The following is a 17503-nucleotide window of genomic DNA, read 5'->3' as shown; positions in this document are numbered from 1 at the left end:
TGCTAAATCGGCACGACCACGGTCTCAGGCGCGCGGAAGGCCGAGAACTTGCTGGGCGATGATGTTGCGTTGGATTTCGGACGTACCTCCGGCGATGGTTGCCGCGATACCTCGTGTGTAGCGCTCGAAACTGCTTGCGAAATACTCGTCGTAGTTCATGTGTTCGTAGCGACCGGTCACTGGATGCAGCAGACCTTCGATGCCCGCCGTTTCCAATAAGACATCGGCTGCCCGCCTTTCGGCTTCCGAACCGAAGAGCTTGAGTACCGACACGGAGGCAGTATCTGCCTCTCCGCGTGCGGCACGGGCCAGCGCTGCTGACCCCATGGCGCGCAATGCGTGATAGTCCATGATCATCGACGCGTACTGGTCGCGCTCGACCGAGGTGCGCGGCCGGCAGTCCGCGATGAGATTGTCGATGCGGTCGGCGAACAGCAGCCACATCATCGTTCGCTCGTGGCCGAGGGACCCGTTGGCCACCCGCCAGCCCTTGTTGAGCTCGCCGACAAGGTTTTCCGCGGGCACCCGGACGTCGGCGAAGAAGACTTCGTTGAAGTCCAGATTGTCCTGACTGGCGATATCAGCGAACGGACGACACTCCAGGCCCTGGCTGTTGGTAGGGACTACCAACACAGACATCCCCTTGTGTTTGGGAGCATCCGGGTCGGTGCGCACGAAAGTGAGCAGGAAGTCCGCGTGGTGCGCGCCTGACGTCCATACCTTCTGACCGTTGACGACGAATTCGTCTCCTTCGAGGACAGCCCTCGTGCTCAGCGACGCAAGATCGGAGCCAGCGCTCGGTTCGCTCATTCCCAGCGACGCGGTCATCTCTCCACGAAGAACTGGTATCGCCCATCGCTGCTTTTGCTCTTCGGTGCCAAAAGCGATCAGCGACGTTGCAATGATGTTGACGCCCTGCGGGTTGAAGCTGTGATAGATCCTGCGCCTGCACAACTCGTCGAGATGCACGAATTGCTGTAGCACAGTGGCGTTTCGGCCCCCGAACTCCGGCGACTGGGCGGGCAACAACCAGCCGTTGTCATATAGCAGACGTTGCCAGTCCCTGGCCCACTGCGGCATATGAGAGACCGATTGCGGGCGCTCGAGCGTGTCCGACTCGGCTGGCAGGTTGTCGTCTAGAAATGCCGAGAACTCCGCACGAAACGCCTCGACGTCCTCGTCAAAAGTCAGCTGCACGATACTCCCTTGCGATGACCGCGCGGTGTTCCGCCGCTCCTCCAAGCATCAGGTCACCCGCCTTCGCACGTTTGATCGCGAACTGCAGATCGTTCTCCCACGTGAGGCTCATCGCGCCGAAGCATTGCATACCGTGTCTCACAACGTGCGACTGCGCCTCTCCTGCAGCGGCTTTCGCCATTCTGGCGGTCAGACGGCGCCTCGGATCGTCGGCCGCGATGGATACCGCAGCAAAATACGCCAGCGCGCGTGCGCGTTCGATGAACACATGCATATCGGCGGCCTTGTGTTGAATGGCTTGAAATGAGCCGATAGCGACTCCGAACTGGTGCCGCTCCCTGACGTGTTGGAGCACCATGTCCAGAATCCGTTGGCAGGCACCGACGGTATGTATGGCCATGCCGGTGAGTGCAATTTGTCGTGCGCGCTCGGTGTCGGTGGCGGTCCGGTCTTCCTCGCTGACCTCGACTCCGTCGAACAACACGTCGACCACGTGCAGTGCGGGATCGAATACGGCTGCGCGCCGGGCTTTCACGCGATCGCCGTCGACCACGAAGACGCCTGCTTCTGTGACGACCGCAAGATGCTGGGCGCGGTCTGCGTCGAGGACGTACCGCGCTACGCCGTCGAGCACCCATCCGACGCCCTTGCGATGTGCAGACACGCCCTCGTAGACGGCCGCGCCCGATCTTTGCGGATCCACGCGGTCACCAACTAGAGGCGCGAATTGCGTGGTGGTGGCCAAGAACGGAGTCGGGTCCGTTGCTCGCCCCAACTCCTCGAGAACAAGGGCGAGTTCTATAAAGCTCTCTGCGCCGGTGAGTTCCGTCCACCCCTGGTCGCGGTACCACTGCCAGAGGTCATCACCGTCATCCTCGCCCTGCGCGATCGCCCGAACCACAGACGGCGGGCACTGTTTGGCCAGGGCCTCCTCGACAGTTTGCCGCCAAAGACGCTGGTCGTCGTCGAGCTCTAGAAGCACTGGCGCCCCATCTCGTTCGAACGTGCAACGTGAGAATAACGTTCTCGTTCTGTGAAAGTCAACGTAGGCAGATCTTGACAATCGAGATGATCCAATAGCAGCATCCATGCTTGACACCTTTGTCCAGGAAGGGATCGGAGAGGCGGCGCCGCCATGGACCGCCGACGATTATGGCGTGGAACGTGATTTGCTATCGCCACACATATGGCTGCACAAGTGGTCGCATGCCGTTAGCCGGAGCAGCCCCGGAAGCCACGCCATCAGCCACCGCAGGAGATCACTATGGCCAGCAAGCCCACCGTTAAGTCGCCGCAAGTCGAGCTCGACCTATCCGACGTCGACCATCGAGTAGGCCAGCCCGTCGGCGGCGGTCAACTGTGGGATCCATGCAGTTCGTCTGACATCCGCCGGTGGGTGATGGCGATGGATTATCCCAACCCGATCCACTGGAACGAGCAATTCGCTCGCTCGTCGAAGTTCGGCGGCCTCATCGCTCCGCAGTCCATCGCCGTCGCGCTCGACTACGGACACGGCGCGGCACCGGCATGCGTCGGTCACATCCCGAACAGCCATCTCATCTTCGGTGGAGAGGAATGGTGGTTCTACGGTTGCCCGGTGCGTCCAGGGGACAAGCTGTTTCAGACTCGGCGCTTCCACGATTACAAAGTGGTCGATACAAAGTTCGCCGGACCCACCATGTTTTCGCGTGGTGACACCGTTCACAAGAACCAGAACGGTGTACTTGTCGCCCGCGAGCGCTCGACTGCGATTCGTTACCTCTACGAAGAAGCGGTGAAACGGGGCATGTTCGAGAGCCAGCTCGGAGAGGTCAAGCGATGGTCACAACACGAGATGGACGAGATCGATAGAGTCCGCCGCGATTGGCTGGAGTCGAATCGGCTCGGCGTATCACCGCATTTCGACGAAGTCAAGGTCGGCGACACCCTACCCCGCCGGGTCATCGGTCCGCACAGCATCGCGACCTTCACCACCGAGTACCGCGCGTTTGTCTTCAATATCTGGGGCGGCTTCGAGTGGGTGACGCCGCCCGACGTCGAGGATCCGTGGGTCTACCAGGATCCCGGTTTCGGCAAGGATTTCGCGTTCGACGAAGACGACGCGTTCATTGATCCCCGCAAGCGCGACGGGCTCTATCTCGGACCGTCACGCGGTCACATCGATGCCGAGAGAGCGACCGAAGTGGGCATGGCCCGCGCGTACGGCTACGGCGCGACGATGGGTGCTTGGTGCACAGACTATCTCGCATACTGGGCCGGCCACGATGGGATGGTCCGCCATAGTAAAGCCGATTTCCGCGGTCCCGCATTCGAGGGTGACGTGACGTACTTCGACGCCGAGATCATCGGTAAGGAGGCCGACTCGTCTTGGGGTGTCCCCCTCGTCCAGATACAACTTCACCTGACAAACCAGAACGGCGAAGAACTCGTGAAGTGTGTAGCCGAGATCGAGTTACCCGCCTGACGAGAACTCCTGCCACGTGAATTCTAAAGCGGGTCTGCCGCTTTCGATAGTGTCCGGCCCGTCGCTGCGCGATGAGCCAGGACTTGGGACCCTTACATTGCCCGGCTTTCTGCGCGATGTGACCACGATGTACCGCGACAGAGAAGCATTGGTTTTCCGCTCAGCCGACGCCTGCACTCGGTGGACCTACGCCGATCTATGCGATCGCGCCGTGGAAGTAGCGCGCGCGCTGCGCGCGATTGGGATCGGCAAAGACGCTCGGGTCGGCGTCTTGATGACCAACCGGCCCGAGTGGATTTCCGCCTTCTTCGGGATCTCGCTCGCCGGCGGCGTCGCTGTCACACTCAGCACGTTCTCGACGGCGACCGAACTCGAGTACTTGCTCACCGCGTCAAGTGTCGCCGTGCTGTTGTTCGAGCGGCAGGTGCTCAAGACGGACTTTGCGGCAGTGTTGTCCGAGATTGCCCCCGAAATCAGCACGTCCGCGCCCGGCACGCTGCAATCGGAGAAGTTTCCGTTCCTTCGTTACCTGGCAGCCTTCGGCGATGCGACCCCTGGCATCGACACATGGGACGCCTTCGTTGCTCGCGGCCGAAAAGAGCCGCACGAACTTATCCGCGCGACAGGCGAGGCAACGCGCCCCAGCGATGCCGGAGTGCTGTTTTTCTCATCCGGCACGACGAGCAAACCCAAAGGTATTCTCAGTGCACATCGCGGCGTCACCATACAGATGTGGCGCTTTCGGCGAGTGTGTGAGTTCGAACCAGAGGACAACATCCGGTGCTGGTCGGCGAACGGTTACTTTTGGTCTGGCAATTTCGTGATGTCGCTTGGCGCAACGCTTGCGGCGGGTGGGTGCCTGGTTCTGCAGTCGACGTTCGATGCGATTGAAGCGCTCGAGTTGATGGCTGCCGAACGAGTCAATTATCCGTTCGCGTGGCCGCACCAGTGGGCTCAAGTCGAGGCCGCACCTAATTGGTTGACGGTCGACCTCAGCAGCATGAAGTTCGCTGACGTCAAGACACCAATAGCCCGCCATCCGACGGTCTCTCACGAATGGCATCTCCCCGATCACGCCTACGGTAACACCGAAACCTTCACTATCTCAACTATTTTCGAGCTGAACGCATCACAAGAGGTGCATGCCGACAGTTGGGGTTTACCCTTGCCCGGGGTAACCCTCAAGATCGTCGATCCGATCACCGACGTGGTGCTTGCGCGTGGTGAAAGAGGGGAGATCTGTGTCAAGGGCCCCACTTTGATGCTGGGCTACCTCGGCGTCCCGTTGGACGAGACGCTGGATTCGGAAGGGTTCTTTCATACCGGTGACAACGGTTATCTCGATGACGCCGGCCGCTTGTATTGGGAAGGCAGGCTGTCGGACGTCATCAAAACAGGCGGAGCGAATGTTTCACCGCTAGAGGTCGACGATGCACTCTCGAAGCACCCTGGTGTGAAGGTAACCAAAACGGTTGGCGTGCCGCATGACACGCTTGGCGAGATCGTCGTTGCCTGCGTCGTGCCGCGCGAAGGCACAAGCTTGGAACCGGAGGCGATTCGCGAATACTTGCGTGCCCGGCTGGCGAGCTACAAGGTGCCCCGCCGCGTGCTGTTCTTCGACGACGCCGACATCACGCTCACCGGCAGCGACAAAATCAAGGCAAGTGATCTGCGCGATCTGGCCATGCTGAGGTTATCCGAATCCGTTACAGAGCAATGACTTACACGCCGGGCTATCAGTCGCTGGTTGACGACTGCCCAACCGGTCCATGGTCCCCGAGCACAGCCGCCGACGGCATGATCGCCTGACGACACCAGGACCAAACAACGTCCTCAGTGAGGCTGGCGCCCTCCATCCCCTCATGCAACGCGTTGAACTGGCCGAAAGATGTCAGCGTGTAGCCCAACAGTGAAGTCAACTGCGGCAGCGTGAGATCGTTTCGAATCAAGCCAGCTTCCGAGCAGGCAGTCAGGATCTCCGTCAGCAGCTTCCGGTGCGGCTCCCATACTTTGGCGAATGCCTCTGGATTATCCAACTCGAGGCTCAGGTTGTAGATCAAAACCAAACGGCCGCCTACTGCTTTCGATGCGCCCGGGCGCGACAAGACACCTCGGCACCACGCCTCCAGCTGCCCCATCGGGTCCTCAGCGGCCTCGACCTGGGTCCTGATTGCCTCGGTGTACTTCGAAGTGACGTCTTCATACAGCGCCAGCAACAGCTCGTCCTTGCCGGCGAAGTGCTGATAGAACGTTCGCAGGCTGAGGTTTGCTCGATCGGCGAGTGCCTGCAAGGTGAAATTGCCCGGCCCCGACTCCTGAACAAGCTCGAGTGCGGTCGCCATGAACTGGGTACTGCGCTCAACGGCCCGCGCCCGCGCCTCGCCGAGCCGACGCTCGACTGCACGCTCTTGCCAAGTACTACCCGCTACGCCGTTTGGACCCGACGCCCCGTTGGGTGTGTCCCCCGCTTTCATCGGCGACCATCCCCAGCGAGTGCGTGACCGGATCGCCACTGCGAAATGCCGCGACAACGTATGCGGCCGCGGGGATATGCGACTAGTGGCGGCATACCGCCACCATATCGGCATCGCGCGACTGATCCGATGTTCGGATCGCCATCCGCCCGACAAGCACTATCGCCACCGCCCCAAGGACATCTCAAGTGAGAAGATGACTCTCTGAAATAGATTACTCGGTTCTTCTAACGAAGAAAAGTGTATTTGCATTTCGGTAGTACAGCCATTGGCATCAACCTGCTAAGCTCCATAGGCGTACCGGCGCAAGTGGTGGCTGGGCGTGCAGTCGTCTGTCTCGCCGATGCACACCAATCATCGCGGGCTGCTGATGCGGCTGATCACGCGCCGCGAAGCGGATGCAGCAGAGGACAACACATGAAGGTCACCGTCGACGAGGACCGCTGCGCCGGCCACGGCATGTGCCTGACGCTGTGTCCGAAGGTTTTCCAGATGACCGATGACGGCTGGGCGGTCGCGGACCCGGGTGAAGTGCCCGCGGCTCTGGAGAGCGCGGTTACGGACGCCATCGCGAACTGTCCCGAACACGCAATCACTGAAATACTCCCCTAGAGAAAAGGGCAACTGTTCATGAGTTCCTCAGACAGATTCAGGGCATTGGTTGCCCGCCAGGACGATGACGGCATCACGACGGCGGTCGAGACATTGGGAAGTTCTGACTTCCCGCCCGGGGAGGTCACCATCCGGGTGCACTATTCGAGTGTCAACTACAAAGACGCGCTAGTGCTGACGCCGAAAGGCAGTGTCGTGCGCAACTATCCGATCGTGCCGGGCATCGACCTCACCGGCGAGGTCGTATCGTCGGAAGCCGACGAATTCGCGGTCGGCGAGTTGGTATTGGCGCACGGCTACGAGATTGGCACGGGCAGGCATGGTGGCTATGCGGAATATGCACGGGTGCCCGCGAATTGGGTTGTTAAGCTCGGCTCCCTGAGTCCGCATGAGGGAGCCGCCATCGGCACCGCAGGCTTCACCGCCGCGATGAGCGTGCAGGCACTGCGGCGGCACGGCATCACGCCGGAGGACGGACCGATCGTGGTGACAGGCGCGACGGGCGGAGTGGGCTCGGTGAGCGTCGATCTCTTGGCTGCAGCGGGTTACGAGGTGGTGGCCTCGACGGGAAAGCCGGAGGCGGAAGCACGTCTGAAGGCATTGGGCGCAACGGAGGTCATTGGCCGGTTACCCGAGGATCCGGACGCGAAGCCGCGACCACTGGGCAAGACACGATGGGCAGGCGCAATTGACTGCGTCGGCGGGGCCACGCTGGCCGACGTGCTGAGCACCATCCGTTACGGCGGTGCCGTGGCGGCCAGCGGGCTCACCGGAGGCGCGGGCTTGCAGACAACCGTGATGCCCTTCATCCTGCGGGGTGTCTCCCTGCTCGGCATCGACTCGGTACAAATACCCATTGGACCGCGCCGCGCACTATGGGAGCAACTCGGCAGTTCGCTTCGCCCACAACACATCTCGGATGTGCTGCATGATGTCGATGCCAAAGACGTTGTCGGGGTGCTCGATGAAGTTCGCGCGGGCCGATACTCCGGGCGCGCGGTGGTGCGCATCGCCGGCGGTTTCTAGCCGCACGGTGGTTTGACACGTGATGGTGATCCGATTGCACCCGACGAACGAAGCCGCTCGATTCCGGCCGCGTCGTAGCCCGACAGGGCGCCAAGTAACTCTTCCGTGTGCTGTCCAACGTGCGGCCCGGGTGGCGGCGCGCAGAGCTCGTCCGGCTTGGTCTTAATGCATATCACTTGATACTTCGACGCGTCGGTTCGCGATGCGCTATACCGTTGGCGGCGAACTGATATGAGCGATCCCACTCACTGGGCGACGCGGGCACCCGGGGTGAAATTGACGGGTAGGGCCCGGTAGCCGCGAGTGACCGAGTTCCCGTGGAAGTCGACTTCCGACTCCGGGCCGATGGCGTAGTCGGGCATCCGATTCAGAACCTGTTCGACACCCACCCGGAACTCGAGTCGGGCGAGATTGGACCCCAGACAGCGATGGACGCCGACTCCGAACCCGAGGTGCCGATTTGCCTGTCGATCGATGATGCACTTGTTCGGCTCGTCGAACTCGCGCGCGTCGCGGTTGGCGGCCGCATAGTTCAAGACGACCGTCTGGCCAGGACAGAACTGGTGGCCGCTGAGTTCGACCTCGCGGGTGACTGCGCGGTTCATGCCGTGGATCGATCCGGCGAACCGAATGAATTCCTCGATCGCCCTAGGCATCAACGCAGGGTCGCTGACCAACCGGTCACACTCCGCAGCATTGGTACCCAGGTAGAAGAAGGCGAAAGACATTGCGCTGGAGGTTGTTTCGAGCCCGGCCTGCACCAGTAATATCACGTTCGCGACCACGTCGTCGAATCTCAGCTTCTCACCGTCGATCTCGGCATCGAGCAACACACTGATGAGGTCGTCACGCGGCGGTTCATCGCGACGCCTGTCGATCTCAGCGCGTACGCGCTGGTACAGATCGTTCATTGCCGCCTGTCGGACCTCTTCACTCTCACCGTTGATCGTGACGTCCGTCGTCTCGATGTACAACGCCACGTCTTCGACGGGCATGCCGAGCAGATACCTGAAAAACACGATCCCGGGCTGCCGCCACGCCACGTGGGCGAGGTCGCCGCGCCCCGACTCGATGAAGTCGTCGATCAGATCATCGGTGACCGTGCGCACCTGAGGTTCCAACTGCTTCATCCGCCCCGGGGAGAAATACGGGTTCAGAATCTTGCGAAGCTGCTGTTGCCGAGGCGGATCGATGGTGATGACGATGTCGCCGAACCACATGAGGGAGCCATCTGGATCCACGGGCTTGCTGGAGAAGCTTTGCCAATCACGAGCGACCTCAAAACAGTCGTCGTACCGGGTAGCGACCCACGCGCCGCCCGGCGTGGGTCCCACGAATGGGGAATCCTGATGACAGAACGGCGCGTTTTCCCGCATCACCTCGTAGACCTCGTAGAGGTATTCCGGGTCGTTGAAATCGTCGTGTCGAAGGTCGAGGTTACGGGCGTGCTCCTCCGGGGATTTGCTCACCATGGCTAATCCTTTCCAACTAAGCGGTTTTCGTCAGGACCAATGCAGCTTCGCTGTAGGGGAACAAGCGATAAAACAGCCGGGGCACCGGCATGACGAGCGGTGCGGCAACAGCCTTCTCGACGATCTGAGGGTTGGTCAACGTGACTGCCTTGCCCGCCTTGTGCAGTACTGTCGGTCCTCCCGCAAATATGTTCTTGAGCCAGTCGGTTTCCGGCCCGTAGCCGATCAGGATGACGAACCCGTTCTTGGTCCGGAACACCAGGAGGGGACTTCGATATCGTCTGCCGGACTTGCGTCCGGTGTGTTCGAGTGTGCCCAAGCACGGAAGCCACGGCGTAAGCGAGCGAGCCACGGGATTGGTGACTCGACGATTGAAGTTTGCGACAGCACGAGGTACGCGCATGAATGTCCCTCTCCAATTGCCAAATCTATTCAACCCGAACACTTCACGGCGCGAAGAATGGGGTCGGGATCACACTCGAGGCCGATCCCACAAGGGCTCGCCCAGCTTGGTGCGTATCTTTCCCCATGGATCCGCGTACTGACCCGGTGCGTTCCGATAGGGCGACTGCAGCCCCATGACCAGTCGCACGAGCGGTGCGACGAGCCGGCCCGGATAGCGCAGCAAGCGGTATTTCTGCGCTAGTTCGGCTTGCAGGTCGGGCCACGAATGATTCTGAAACTGCAACGCCTCTTGGGCGCGAGTGGTGTCCATCCAGTCGGTGACGAACCAGTCGTCGTCGCTGTTCGGATCGCCGGGGCGGCCGGGCGGCATGGCTCCCGGTAGACCAAGAGCCGCAACGAGGCTCGAGGTGACTTCGGCGTAGGTCAGTCGGTGGGAATCGTCGCCGCCGATCAGCAGGATTTCGCGAGCAACGTCAGCGGTGGTTGCAGCAGCGAACGCCCATGCGACGTCGCGAACATCGACGGTCTGCACTCGGCCGTCGCTGGGCAGTGCGGCTTGAAAGTACATCGCGTCGGTGGTCACCGGGAGTGACCCCATGTCGGGGCTCAGCACGGCGCCCAGGCGCAGTACCACCCACTCGAGCGTCGATGATCGCACGATCTCTTCGGCCTCGGACTTCTGGCCGCTGTAGACGTCGTAGGGCCGCATCGGGTCCTCCGCCGTCAGCGGAGCGGTGGTGCGGTGCGGATTTCGGGGACCCATCACGGTGATGCTCGACGCATGGACGAACCGTGGTGGCTTCGGTAGCCCCTCGACAACGCGGACAAGATGTGCAGTGGCATCAACGTTCACCCGTCGCGCAAGCTTGGGTATCGGATAGATCGCCGGTGCGATGACCGCCGCGAGATGCACGATCGCGTCCGGGGCGACGTCGGAAACGAGACGCTGCACTTGCGCGGAATCGGTCAGATCGACCCCCCGGAACTCGACGCCGCTCGGCAGTTTCGCGGCCGCCTTCCGGTTGGCGGGGGTGTCGAGATCCGTTGCCACCACCCGGCGACCGAGGTCAGCCAATCTGCGGACTGTCTGCGAGCCCACTAAACCCAAGCCGCCAGTGACGAGGACAGTGTCTGCCATGATTTCTCCCGGTGATGTCAGTCGCTTGTTCACAGATCGGGGTCATGTCCTGGGCGCTGCGGGAACCAGCTCGCTGATGTCTTCTCCTTGAAGGAGTTTGACGGTGAGGTTGACATCGAAATAGTCAGTCCATCGTGTGATCTTGCCGTCATCTCCGACCACGAAGGTTCCCATCACCGGAATTGCCGGCTTGGATCCATCGGGGGCTTGGATGTAGTCGAGGCGTTCGGTCAGCACGACTGAACCGTCACTGGCGATGTTGACTATCTCGAACGCATAGGCGTCTGGAAACATCGAGAACTGCGCGCCGATGTTCTCCACGATGGCGTCGACTCCGGTGAAGGCGGGCATACCGACGTTTTGGTAAACAGCGTCGTCGGCAAGCAGGGGACGCAGAGCTTCGGGATCGCGACGTTCCATCAGGGCGCAGAACTCGCGGACCACGTCAACAGGATCAGACACGGGGAAACCTCCATTTCGGACGGAATTAGGCAACGCCACATGGTTATTGCGTTCAGCCGATCGGGGTGAAGGTCACGTGCAGTTCGCGTAGACCCCGCAAGATGAAGGTCGGGTCGTATTCGTAGTGCCGCTGGTCCGCCGGGCCATGATGCGCCTCAGAAATCGCGATGTCCCCCATGCGATCCAACACTCGAGTCATCGTTATCCGACCTTCCGCCCTGGCCAACGGAGCACCCGGGCAGGAGTGCACCCCGCGGATGAAGGCGATCTGCTCACGGACGTTCGGCCTATTGATATCAAAGGTGTTCGGCGACTGGAACTTTCGTTCATCGCGATTGCATGCACCGGGCAGCAGCATGACCGTTGTTCCCGCACGCACCTCCACTCCTCCCACCGTGGTGGTCTTGCTGGCCATCCTGAAGTGAGCCTTGACAGGGCTTTCCATGCGTAGCGTCTCCTCGAGGAAGGTCGGAATCTTGGCTCGGTCCTTGCGTAGGGACGCTTGGAGTTCCGGATTCTCAGCGATGACCCGTACTGCCGCGCTGACCAGCTTTGTCGTCGTCTCCGTCCCTGCGGCGAAGAGGAACGTCGACAAGTTCATGACGTCCTCGATCTCGGGCGTCGACCCATCGTCGTACTTCGCCTGGGCCAACTCGGTCAGCACGTCACCGCGCGGCGAGCGCCTCCGGTCCTCGATGTAGGCGTGGAACTTCTCGTTGAGCCATTCCAGGGGATTGAGATCCGTCGTTCCCTCGCCAAGCTCTCCAGCCACCTGAGTACCGAACTGCGCTTTGAATTCTTCATGATCCTCTGGTGGGACACCCAACAGATCAGCGATGACAAGTAGGGAAAATGGCTTTGCGTAGTCTGCCAGCAACTCGCAGCTACCTCGCTCGAGGAATGTGTCCAACTGCTCGTCGGCAAGCCGCCACATGAACTCCTCGTTCTCTTTCAGGCGCTTCGGAGTGATCAGCTTGTTCATCAGGCTTCTGGTCCGACTGTGCAGCGGGGGATCTTGATTCGAGATGTGCTCTGCCATGGGGGCGACATGGCGATGCTTCTCGATCAGGTCGGTGACGTCGTCGGCCCCATCCGGGCCAAAGGGCAGACCGGAGAACGGGCCCGCCAGCGAGTTGCATGATGAGAAGTCAACGTTGTTCTTGTAGACCGCCAGAGCTTCCTCGTAGCCCGTCACCGCCATCACGTCGAAGGGGGTTGCCGACGCTACCGGACATTTCGACCGAAGATGGTCGAAGTAGCCGTACGGGTCAGCAACAAGGCCTTCGTCAGTGAAAAAGTCCACGGTGTCAAAGTCGGTCATGCGCTTCTCATTCCTTTCAATGTTCATTGCCTGCAATCGGACTCGCACCCACGCCGAGCCGCGAACCCTCTCAAGCCGGGTCGAACAGCACCGGCAGTGACGTTGGTGAGCGGAACACCATGCCGCGGATGTGCGGATCGTCGCCGTCAGGGTCGAGGCGGAGGTTCGGTAGTCGGTCCAGGAGCAGGTTGATGGCGGTACGCATTTCCAACCGGGCCAGGTGCATGCCCAGGCATACGTGGACTCCGTGCCCCCAGCTGATGGGCACTTTCGCCTGCCGGAAGATGTCGAAGGCGTCGGGTTTGACGTAGCGATCTTCTTGGCGGTTGGCCGCACCGAGCATCGGCATGACCGAAGATCCCTGGGGAATGGGCACTCCCGCCAACTCGGTGTCGCGAGTGGCGACGCGAGTGATGTTGAGCAGCGGCGCATCCCAGCGCACGCCTTCTTCGATGGCTTGGGGTAACAGCGAGCGGTCGGCGCGGATCGCATCGAGTTGGTCGGGATGGGTCAGTAGCGCGAATAGCAAGCTACCCAGCGACCGGTAGGTGGTTTCCACACCAGCCGGAAGAAGGAGCCGGATGAAGGAGTAGATGTCCTCGTCGGCGAGCTTTTGTCCATCGATTTCGGCGGCCGCCAAGCTGCTGATCAAATCCTCGCGAGGTTCGGCTCGGCGCGCCTCCAGGATCGGGGTGAAGTAGTCGACAAGGGCCTTCGACGCCGCCAGACCGCGTTCGGGGTTGATGGTGTAGCTCAGCATCGAGATCGACCAACGCTGGAACTGCGGGAAATCCTCCTCCGGCAGGCCGAGCAGGGCGGCGATGATGCGGCTCGGGTACGGAAATGTGAACGTCTTGACCAGGTCCGTCTTGCCGTCCGAAGCGAACTGGTCGATCAGCTCGTTGCCGATACGCCCCACGATCTCGTCTTCCCAACGCGCCAGGGCCTTTTGGGTGAACGCCTTCGTCACCAAGGAGCGGAGCCGACCATGGATGGGTTCATCCATACCCAGCATCACCCCATGACCCAAGACGTCGCCGAAGATCTGGATCACGGCCTGCGACGAGAAGGTCTCGTGATCGCGCAGCATGGTCTGGATGTCCTCGTGCCGGTAGACGATGAAGACAGGTTTGCCCTCCTCGCCGGGCATCGTCGACATATCGATGCGCTGGATCGGAGTGTCGTGGCGTTGTTTGGCCAGCTCCGGGTAGGGGTCGCGGACGTCGCCCGATACGACATCATCGAACGCCGCGAAGTCTTCGAGCTGGTCGAACAGTTCTGACATGCTGGCTCCTATCAAGTCGCCGGGTAGGCGACGGATTTCACTTCTGTGTATTGGCTGAAGCCGACCAGGCCGTTCTGGCGTCCGACCCCGCTGTCCTTATAGCCCCCGAACGGTGTATCGGCGCTGTATCCAGCGGTGCCATTGAGGCCGATGAACCCGGCACGCAGCCGACGCGCGACGGCCAACGCGCGATCCGTCGAGCCTGACATCACATTTCCCGCCAACCCGTACACACTGTCGTTGGCGATCCTGATCGCGTCTTCTTCGTCCTCGTAGGCGATGACAGCAAGCACGGGCCCGAAAATCTCTTCCTGAGCAATCGTCATCGAGTTGTCGACGTCAGTGAAAAGTGTTGGGGTGACCCAGAAGCCCTTGTCGAATTCCTTCGGCGGCTCGGCGCTTCCGACGAGCATCGTCGCTCCCTCGTCTACACCCTTGCGGATATAGCCCAGGATGCGCTGTTGCTGCTTCGCCGAAATCACCGGTCCGCAGATGGTGGCCGGGTCCTGCGGATCGCCTGCTTTTATGTTCTCGTACAGACCCTTGAGAATCGCCACACCCTCGTCATAACGGCTGCGCGGCAACAGCATTCGGGTGGGCGTCGCGCAACCCTGGCCGGCGTGCATGAGCGGGCCGATTCCGATCAGGCAGGCGGTATTGAAGTCCGCGTCATCGAGCACAATCGTCGCCGATTTGCCGCCGAGTTCGAGGAACAGCCGCTTCACCGTAGCCGCGCCCTTTTCCATGATCCGCTTGCCCACGACGGTCGAACCGGTGAACGAGATCATGTCGACCTTCGGCGACAGGGTCAGTTCCTCACCGACGAAGTGATCTGATGCGGTCACGACGCTGACCACACCCGCCGGGATGTCGGTCTTCTCGGCAATGAGCCGGCCCAATCGGGTGGCGTTGAAGGGTGTGTTCGGTGCGGGCTTGAGGACCACGGTGTTTCCGGTGGCCAGGGCTTGCCCGAGCTTGTTGATGGTGACTTCGAAAGGGAAGTTCCATGGAACGATCGCGCCGACGACGCCCACCGGCTCATGCCAGACCTTGCGCCTGGTGTTGACGCCGGTCACGGAGATGACCTTGTCACCGAGGTCGGTTTCCCATTCGAAGGAATCAATCAGTCTGGCAGGGTATTTGAGGCCATCTTCAAGAGGAGCATCCAACTGCGGACCATGGGTCACCGCCCTGGGCGCGCCGACCTCGAGGATGAGTTCCTCACGCAAATCCTCCAATTCGCTCTCGATCGCGTCGTGGAGTTGCAGCAGGCAACGCTTACGCAGCTCTTTGTTGGTCGACCAGTCGGTCTTATCGAACGCACGCCGCGCTGCGTCGATGGCACGGTTCATGTCGGCCTTCGACGCGTCTGCGACCTCGCCGAGCACGTCCTCGTTGGCCGGGTTGATGTTGGTGAACGTGCCTGACTCACCGTCGACGAGCTTGCCGTCGATCAGCATCCTCGACTCGAACGAAACCTTCGGTGTGTCAGCCATTGCTCTCACTTCCATTTGGAGCGTGCGTGGTGGCTGAACGCCGCGCCGCGAGCGACGCCAGTCGGTGTAGCACGGGCTGGGGAAGAACCTTCGCCGCGAAGACCATTGCCCGCTGGCTCGCGGTCAACGGATATGCTCCCCCGCGCATGGCGCCGAACCGCGGTATGCCCATCATCAACCGCGTCATGCGATGCATCGCGGCGCCGGACAAAAGGCGGTTGGCGACCAATAACATTCGCGCGTCATTGTCGATCCCCCGCTTGACGAACGGCGCCGAATCATCGAGGGCCTCGGCCAGTCTGACGGCAAACTGCTCCGGCGGCCTTGCCATACGTACGGCCAATTGTTCGAAACCACGCTTGTCCCAGGCGCTGTGGTGGGATGCATACGGCCCGTCGAAATCGCAGTAGCTTGCGGCACGCGGATTCGTGATGATCTCGGTCTTGTAGAAGCCGGCGACCAGGATGGTGACCCCGATCCCGAATGCTGCGACCTCACCTGCCATCGACTCGCCCCACCGTTCGAGCGCACCCTTGACCGCGGAATAGGTTGCGGTTACCGGCATTCCACGGACTCCAGCTGCGCTGGACACCAGGACGATGCGTCCCTGCCCGGCATTGCGCATGGAGGGAAGTAGCGCCTTGGTCAGCTCCACCGGACCGAAGATGTTCGTCGCGAACGTCTGTTCCCATACGCTCATCGGCGTCTCTTCGACCATCCCTGTCGGGCTAATACCGGCGTTGTGCACCAATCCATAAGGAGCGCCAACCATCTCTAAGATCGACTTCCCCGCGGCTGCCACGGACGCTGCGTCGGTGAGATCGACGGTCACCCCGATCAAGCGTGGATCACCTTCGCGCGCTCCAGTCGCCTCACGTAGTTGCTCCATGCCCGCATCGACTGACCGCATCGCGGCCACCACCTGCCAGCCCTGCTTGTACAGATGGCACGCCGACGCGAACCCGAGTCCTCGTGAGGCGCCGGTGATGACGACGCTGCGCGGCTCAGCCATGCTGACTTCCTGCCGCACAACGCATGCTCTTCGACCCCAGCTCGACGTCGACATTGCGGAACGGTCCCTGCTGCCAGGTGGCCCACTTACCGACCGAATACGGCCCCTCGGCTCCATTGGCCCGGTAATACCCCTGCGGGTCATACACTTTCGCCTCGGGATACGGCCACGGGCACGCAACCGATGTCGCCAACCCGCTCGCCTTGATCGCCCAGAACCATCCGCCGTAGGCAAAGTACGCAACGTTGATGATCGCAAACATCACCAAGAACGTGCCCAGCACCGGCTTGGTCGGAAACAGCTTGGCTCTCGCGGCCAGCTTTTCGGCCACCGACTTCCCCGTGTCATCGCGGTAGACGAGGATGGCCGCCGGGATCATCACGAACGTCACCGCGAGGGATTCCCAAATCAGCGGGAATTGGAATGGGGTGCCGTTGAATATCGACCCGAAGGGAATCACCTGGGAATAGATGTACAGACCGGTGCGGATCGATCCGACTTCAAGCATTGCATCGAACACGAAGCCGATAACCAGCACCAGTCCGCCCAGGCTGATGAGCGGATGCCTGCTGACAAATGCTTCGGGACCGCGTTTGGCCTGCCATCTGCGAAGAATCCAGACTGCCGGGAAATACGGTCCGAAATAGAATGTCACATAACCGAATACGATGAACGGCTCGACCGTCGGCGACATCATGATCAGATACCAGGACTCCGGCCAGTGCAGCAGGTCGGGGTTGTACACCGCGTACGGCGCCCAGTTCATGATCGGGTCCTGCCAGACGATCAACGTCGTGACCAAGAACATCAACATCACCGGACTGCCGGGATTACGTCGCCAGCCCACGATGAAAACGACCACGAGGGTCACCAGCATCAGCGCCGTGGCGACCTGGATGAACCCCATCCACCCGGTGAAGTCGAAGAGATAGTCCACCGGACGCGGCCTGCCGACAGTGTTGGGATTGGCCACTCGCGGATCGAGCGCAGTACGCGAAACCGCGATGAACAAGCCGATGAATGCGAGCAGGCCGATACCGGCCAGCCACGACCCCAGGCTTCCCTTTCCTCTTCGCCCCCTGGGTGGTTGCTTTCGGGAATCAACCAGTAGCGGCGTGGATTCTTCGGTGCTCATGCGT

Annotated in this window: 16 protein-coding genes; 4 read left to right on the top strand and 12 right to left on the bottom strand. The window is 61.2% G+C overall.

Annotated elements, in window-relative coordinates; translation table 11 throughout:
* Positions 1 to 24: 24 nt before the first annotated feature.
* Positions 25 to 1197 (bottom strand): acyl-CoA dehydrogenase family protein, encoded by a 1173-nt coding sequence (locus tag J3E61_RS20650; RefSeq protein ID WP_210084781.1) that lies wholly within the window; start codon positions 1195 to 1197, stop codon positions 25 to 27.
* Complete coding sequence (locus J3E61_RS20645) at positions 1181 to 2179, bottom strand: acyl-CoA dehydrogenase family protein (RefSeq protein ID WP_192721189.1); 999 nt, start codon at positions 2177 to 2179, stop codon at positions 1181 to 1183. The genes J3E61_RS20650 and J3E61_RS20645 overlap by 17 nt, the downstream gene beginning before the upstream one ends.
* A gap of 282 nt (positions 2180 to 2461) precedes the next feature.
* Here J3E61_RS20645 and J3E61_RS20640 point away from each other — a divergent pair, with 282 nt between their 5' ends.
* Together J3E61_RS20640 and J3E61_RS20635 are read left to right on the top strand one after the other, a co-directional pair.
* Positions 2462 to 3661: a MaoC family dehydratase N-terminal domain-containing protein gene (locus J3E61_RS20640; RefSeq protein WP_210084780.1), complete on the top strand. Its 1200-nt coding sequence runs from the start codon at positions 2462 to 2464 to the stop codon at positions 3659 to 3661.
* Positions 3662 to 3710: 49 nt separating this feature from the next.
* The gene (locus tag J3E61_RS20635) at positions 3711 to 5381 is read left to right on the top strand and encodes an acyl--CoA ligase (RefSeq protein ID WP_210085643.1); all 1671 of its coding nucleotides are present in this window, start codon (positions 3711 to 3713) and stop codon (positions 5379 to 5381) included.
* Positions 5382 to 5397: 16 nt separating this feature from the next.
* Here the strand turns inward: J3E61_RS20635 and J3E61_RS20630 are convergent, their stop codons facing one another.
* A complete protein-coding gene (locus J3E61_RS20630; RefSeq protein ID WP_210084779.1) occupies positions 5398 to 6135 on the bottom strand; it encodes a TetR/AcrR family transcriptional regulator in 738 nt (245 codons plus the stop codon).
* Positions 6136 to 6552: 417 nt separating this feature from the next.
* On the opposite strand from J3E61_RS20630, the gene J3E61_RS20625 reads away from it, so the two are divergent.
* Together J3E61_RS20625 and J3E61_RS20620 are read left to right on the top strand one after the other, a co-directional pair.
* Positions 6553 to 6747, top strand: coding sequence for a ferredoxin (locus J3E61_RS20625; RefSeq protein WP_210084778.1), 195 nt, complete (start codon positions 6553 to 6555; stop codon positions 6745 to 6747).
* 18 nt (positions 6748 to 6765) lie between these two features.
* A complete protein-coding gene (locus J3E61_RS20620; protein WP_210084777.1) occupies positions 6766 to 7773 on the top strand; it encodes an oxidoreductase in 1008 nt (335 codons plus the stop codon).
* A gap of 245 nt (positions 7774 to 8018) precedes the next feature.
* On the opposite strand, the gene J3E61_RS20615 is transcribed toward J3E61_RS20620, so the two are convergent.
* The 9 genes from J3E61_RS20615 to J3E61_RS20575 form a co-directional block, all read right to left on the bottom strand.
* Positions 8019 to 9245, bottom strand: a complete 1227-nt coding sequence (locus tag J3E61_RS20615) for a cytochrome P450 (RefSeq protein ID WP_210084776.1) — start codon at positions 9243 to 9245, stop codon at positions 8019 to 8021.
* A gap of 16 nt (positions 9246 to 9261) precedes the next feature.
* Entirely contained in the window at positions 9262 to 9648 is a 387-nt protein-coding gene (locus J3E61_RS20610) for a nitroreductase family deazaflavin-dependent oxidoreductase (protein ID WP_210084775.1), read from the bottom strand.
* Between the two features lie 69 nt (positions 9649 to 9717).
* Positions 9718 to 10788, bottom strand: coding sequence for an NAD(P)-dependent oxidoreductase (locus J3E61_RS20605; protein ID WP_210084774.1), 1071 nt, complete (start codon positions 10786 to 10788; stop codon positions 9718 to 9720).
* A 42-nt stretch (positions 10789 to 10830) separates the two neighbouring features.
* Positions 10831 to 11250, bottom strand: a complete 420-nt coding sequence (locus tag J3E61_RS20600; RefSeq protein WP_192721197.1) for a nuclear transport factor 2 family protein — start codon at positions 11248 to 11250, stop codon at positions 10831 to 10833.
* 52 nt (positions 11251 to 11302) lie between these two features.
* On the bottom strand, positions 11303 to 12571 hold the full coding sequence (locus tag J3E61_RS20595) for a cytochrome P450 (protein WP_210085642.1): 1269 nt from the start codon (positions 12569 to 12571) through the stop codon (positions 11303 to 11305).
* Positions 12572 to 12641: 70 nt separating this feature from the next.
* Positions 12642 to 13856 (bottom strand): cytochrome P450, encoded by a 1215-nt coding sequence (locus J3E61_RS20590; RefSeq protein WP_192721198.1) that lies wholly within the window; start codon positions 13854 to 13856, stop codon positions 12642 to 12644.
* Between the two features lie 11 nt (positions 13857 to 13867).
* Positions 13868 to 15352 carry an aldehyde dehydrogenase family protein gene (locus J3E61_RS20585; protein WP_210084773.1) on the bottom strand — a complete coding sequence of 495 codons (1485 nt, stop codon included), beginning with the start codon at positions 15350 to 15352 and terminating at the stop codon, positions 13868 to 13870.
* Positions 15345 to 16364, bottom strand: a complete 1020-nt coding sequence (locus J3E61_RS20580; RefSeq protein ID WP_210084772.1) for an SDR family oxidoreductase — start codon at positions 16362 to 16364, stop codon at positions 15345 to 15347. Before J3E61_RS20580 ends, J3E61_RS20585 begins: the two co-directional genes overlap by 8 nt.
* On the bottom strand, positions 16357 to 17499 hold the full coding sequence (locus tag J3E61_RS20575; protein ID WP_210084771.1) for a spirocyclase AveC family protein: 1143 nt from the start codon (positions 17497 to 17499) through the stop codon (positions 16357 to 16359). Before J3E61_RS20575 ends, J3E61_RS20580 begins: the two co-directional genes overlap by 8 nt.
* Between the last annotated feature and the right edge of the window lie 4 nt (positions 17500 to 17503).

The organism is Mycobacterium sp. OAE908 (genome assembly GCF_017872775.1).
Taxonomy (GTDB): Bacteria; Actinomycetota; Actinomycetes; order Mycobacteriales; family Mycobacteriaceae; genus Mycobacterium.
The sequence above is the reverse complement of the archived record's forward strand: the minus strand, read 5'-3'. Positions and strand labels throughout refer to the sequence as shown.

Excerpts from the sequence above, each read along its gene's own strand:
- J3E61_RS20640 (WP_210084780.1), top strand. The coding sequence starts at position 2,462 with ATGGCCAGCAAGCCCACCGTTAAGTCGCCGCAAGTCGAGCTCGACCTA.
- J3E61_RS20630 (WP_210084779.1), bottom strand. The coding sequence starts at position 6,135 with ATGAAAGCGGGGGACACACCCAACGGGGCGTCGGGTCCAAACGGCGTA.
- J3E61_RS20625 (WP_210084778.1), top strand. The coding sequence starts at position 6,553 with ATGAAGGTCACCGTCGACGAGGACCGCTGCGCCGGCCACGGCATGTGC.
- J3E61_RS20620 (WP_210084777.1), top strand. The coding sequence starts at position 6,766 with ATGAGTTCCTCAGACAGATTCAGGGCATTGGTTGCCCGCCAGGACGAT.
- J3E61_RS20615 (WP_210084776.1), bottom strand. The coding sequence starts at position 9,245 with ATGGTGAGCAAATCCCCGGAGGAGCACGCCCGTAACCTCGACCTTCGA.
- J3E61_RS20610 (WP_210084775.1), bottom strand. The coding sequence starts at position 9,648 with ATGCGCGTACCTCGTGCTGTCGCAAACTTCAATCGTCGAGTCACCAAT.
- J3E61_RS20605 (WP_210084774.1), bottom strand. The coding sequence starts at position 10,788 with ATGGCAGACACTGTCCTCGTCACTGGCGGCTTGGGTTTAGTGGGCTCG.
- J3E61_RS20595 (WP_210085642.1), bottom strand. The coding sequence starts at position 12,571 with ATGACCGACTTTGACACCGTGGACTTTTTCACTGACGAAGGCCTTGTT.
- J3E61_RS20590 (WP_192721198.1), bottom strand. The coding sequence starts at position 13,856 with ATGTCAGAACTGTTCGACCAGCTCGAAGACTTCGCGGCGTTCGATGAT.
- J3E61_RS20585 (WP_210084773.1), bottom strand. The coding sequence starts at position 15,352 with ATGGCTGACACACCGAAGGTTTCGTTCGAGTCGAGGATGCTGATCGAC.
- J3E61_RS20580 (WP_210084772.1), bottom strand. The coding sequence starts at position 16,364 with ATGGCTGAGCCGCGCAGCGTCGTCATCACCGGCGCCTCACGAGGACTC.
- J3E61_RS20575 (WP_210084771.1), bottom strand. The coding sequence starts at position 17,499 with ATGAGCACCGAAGAATCCACGCCGCTACTGGTTGATTCCCGAAAGCAA.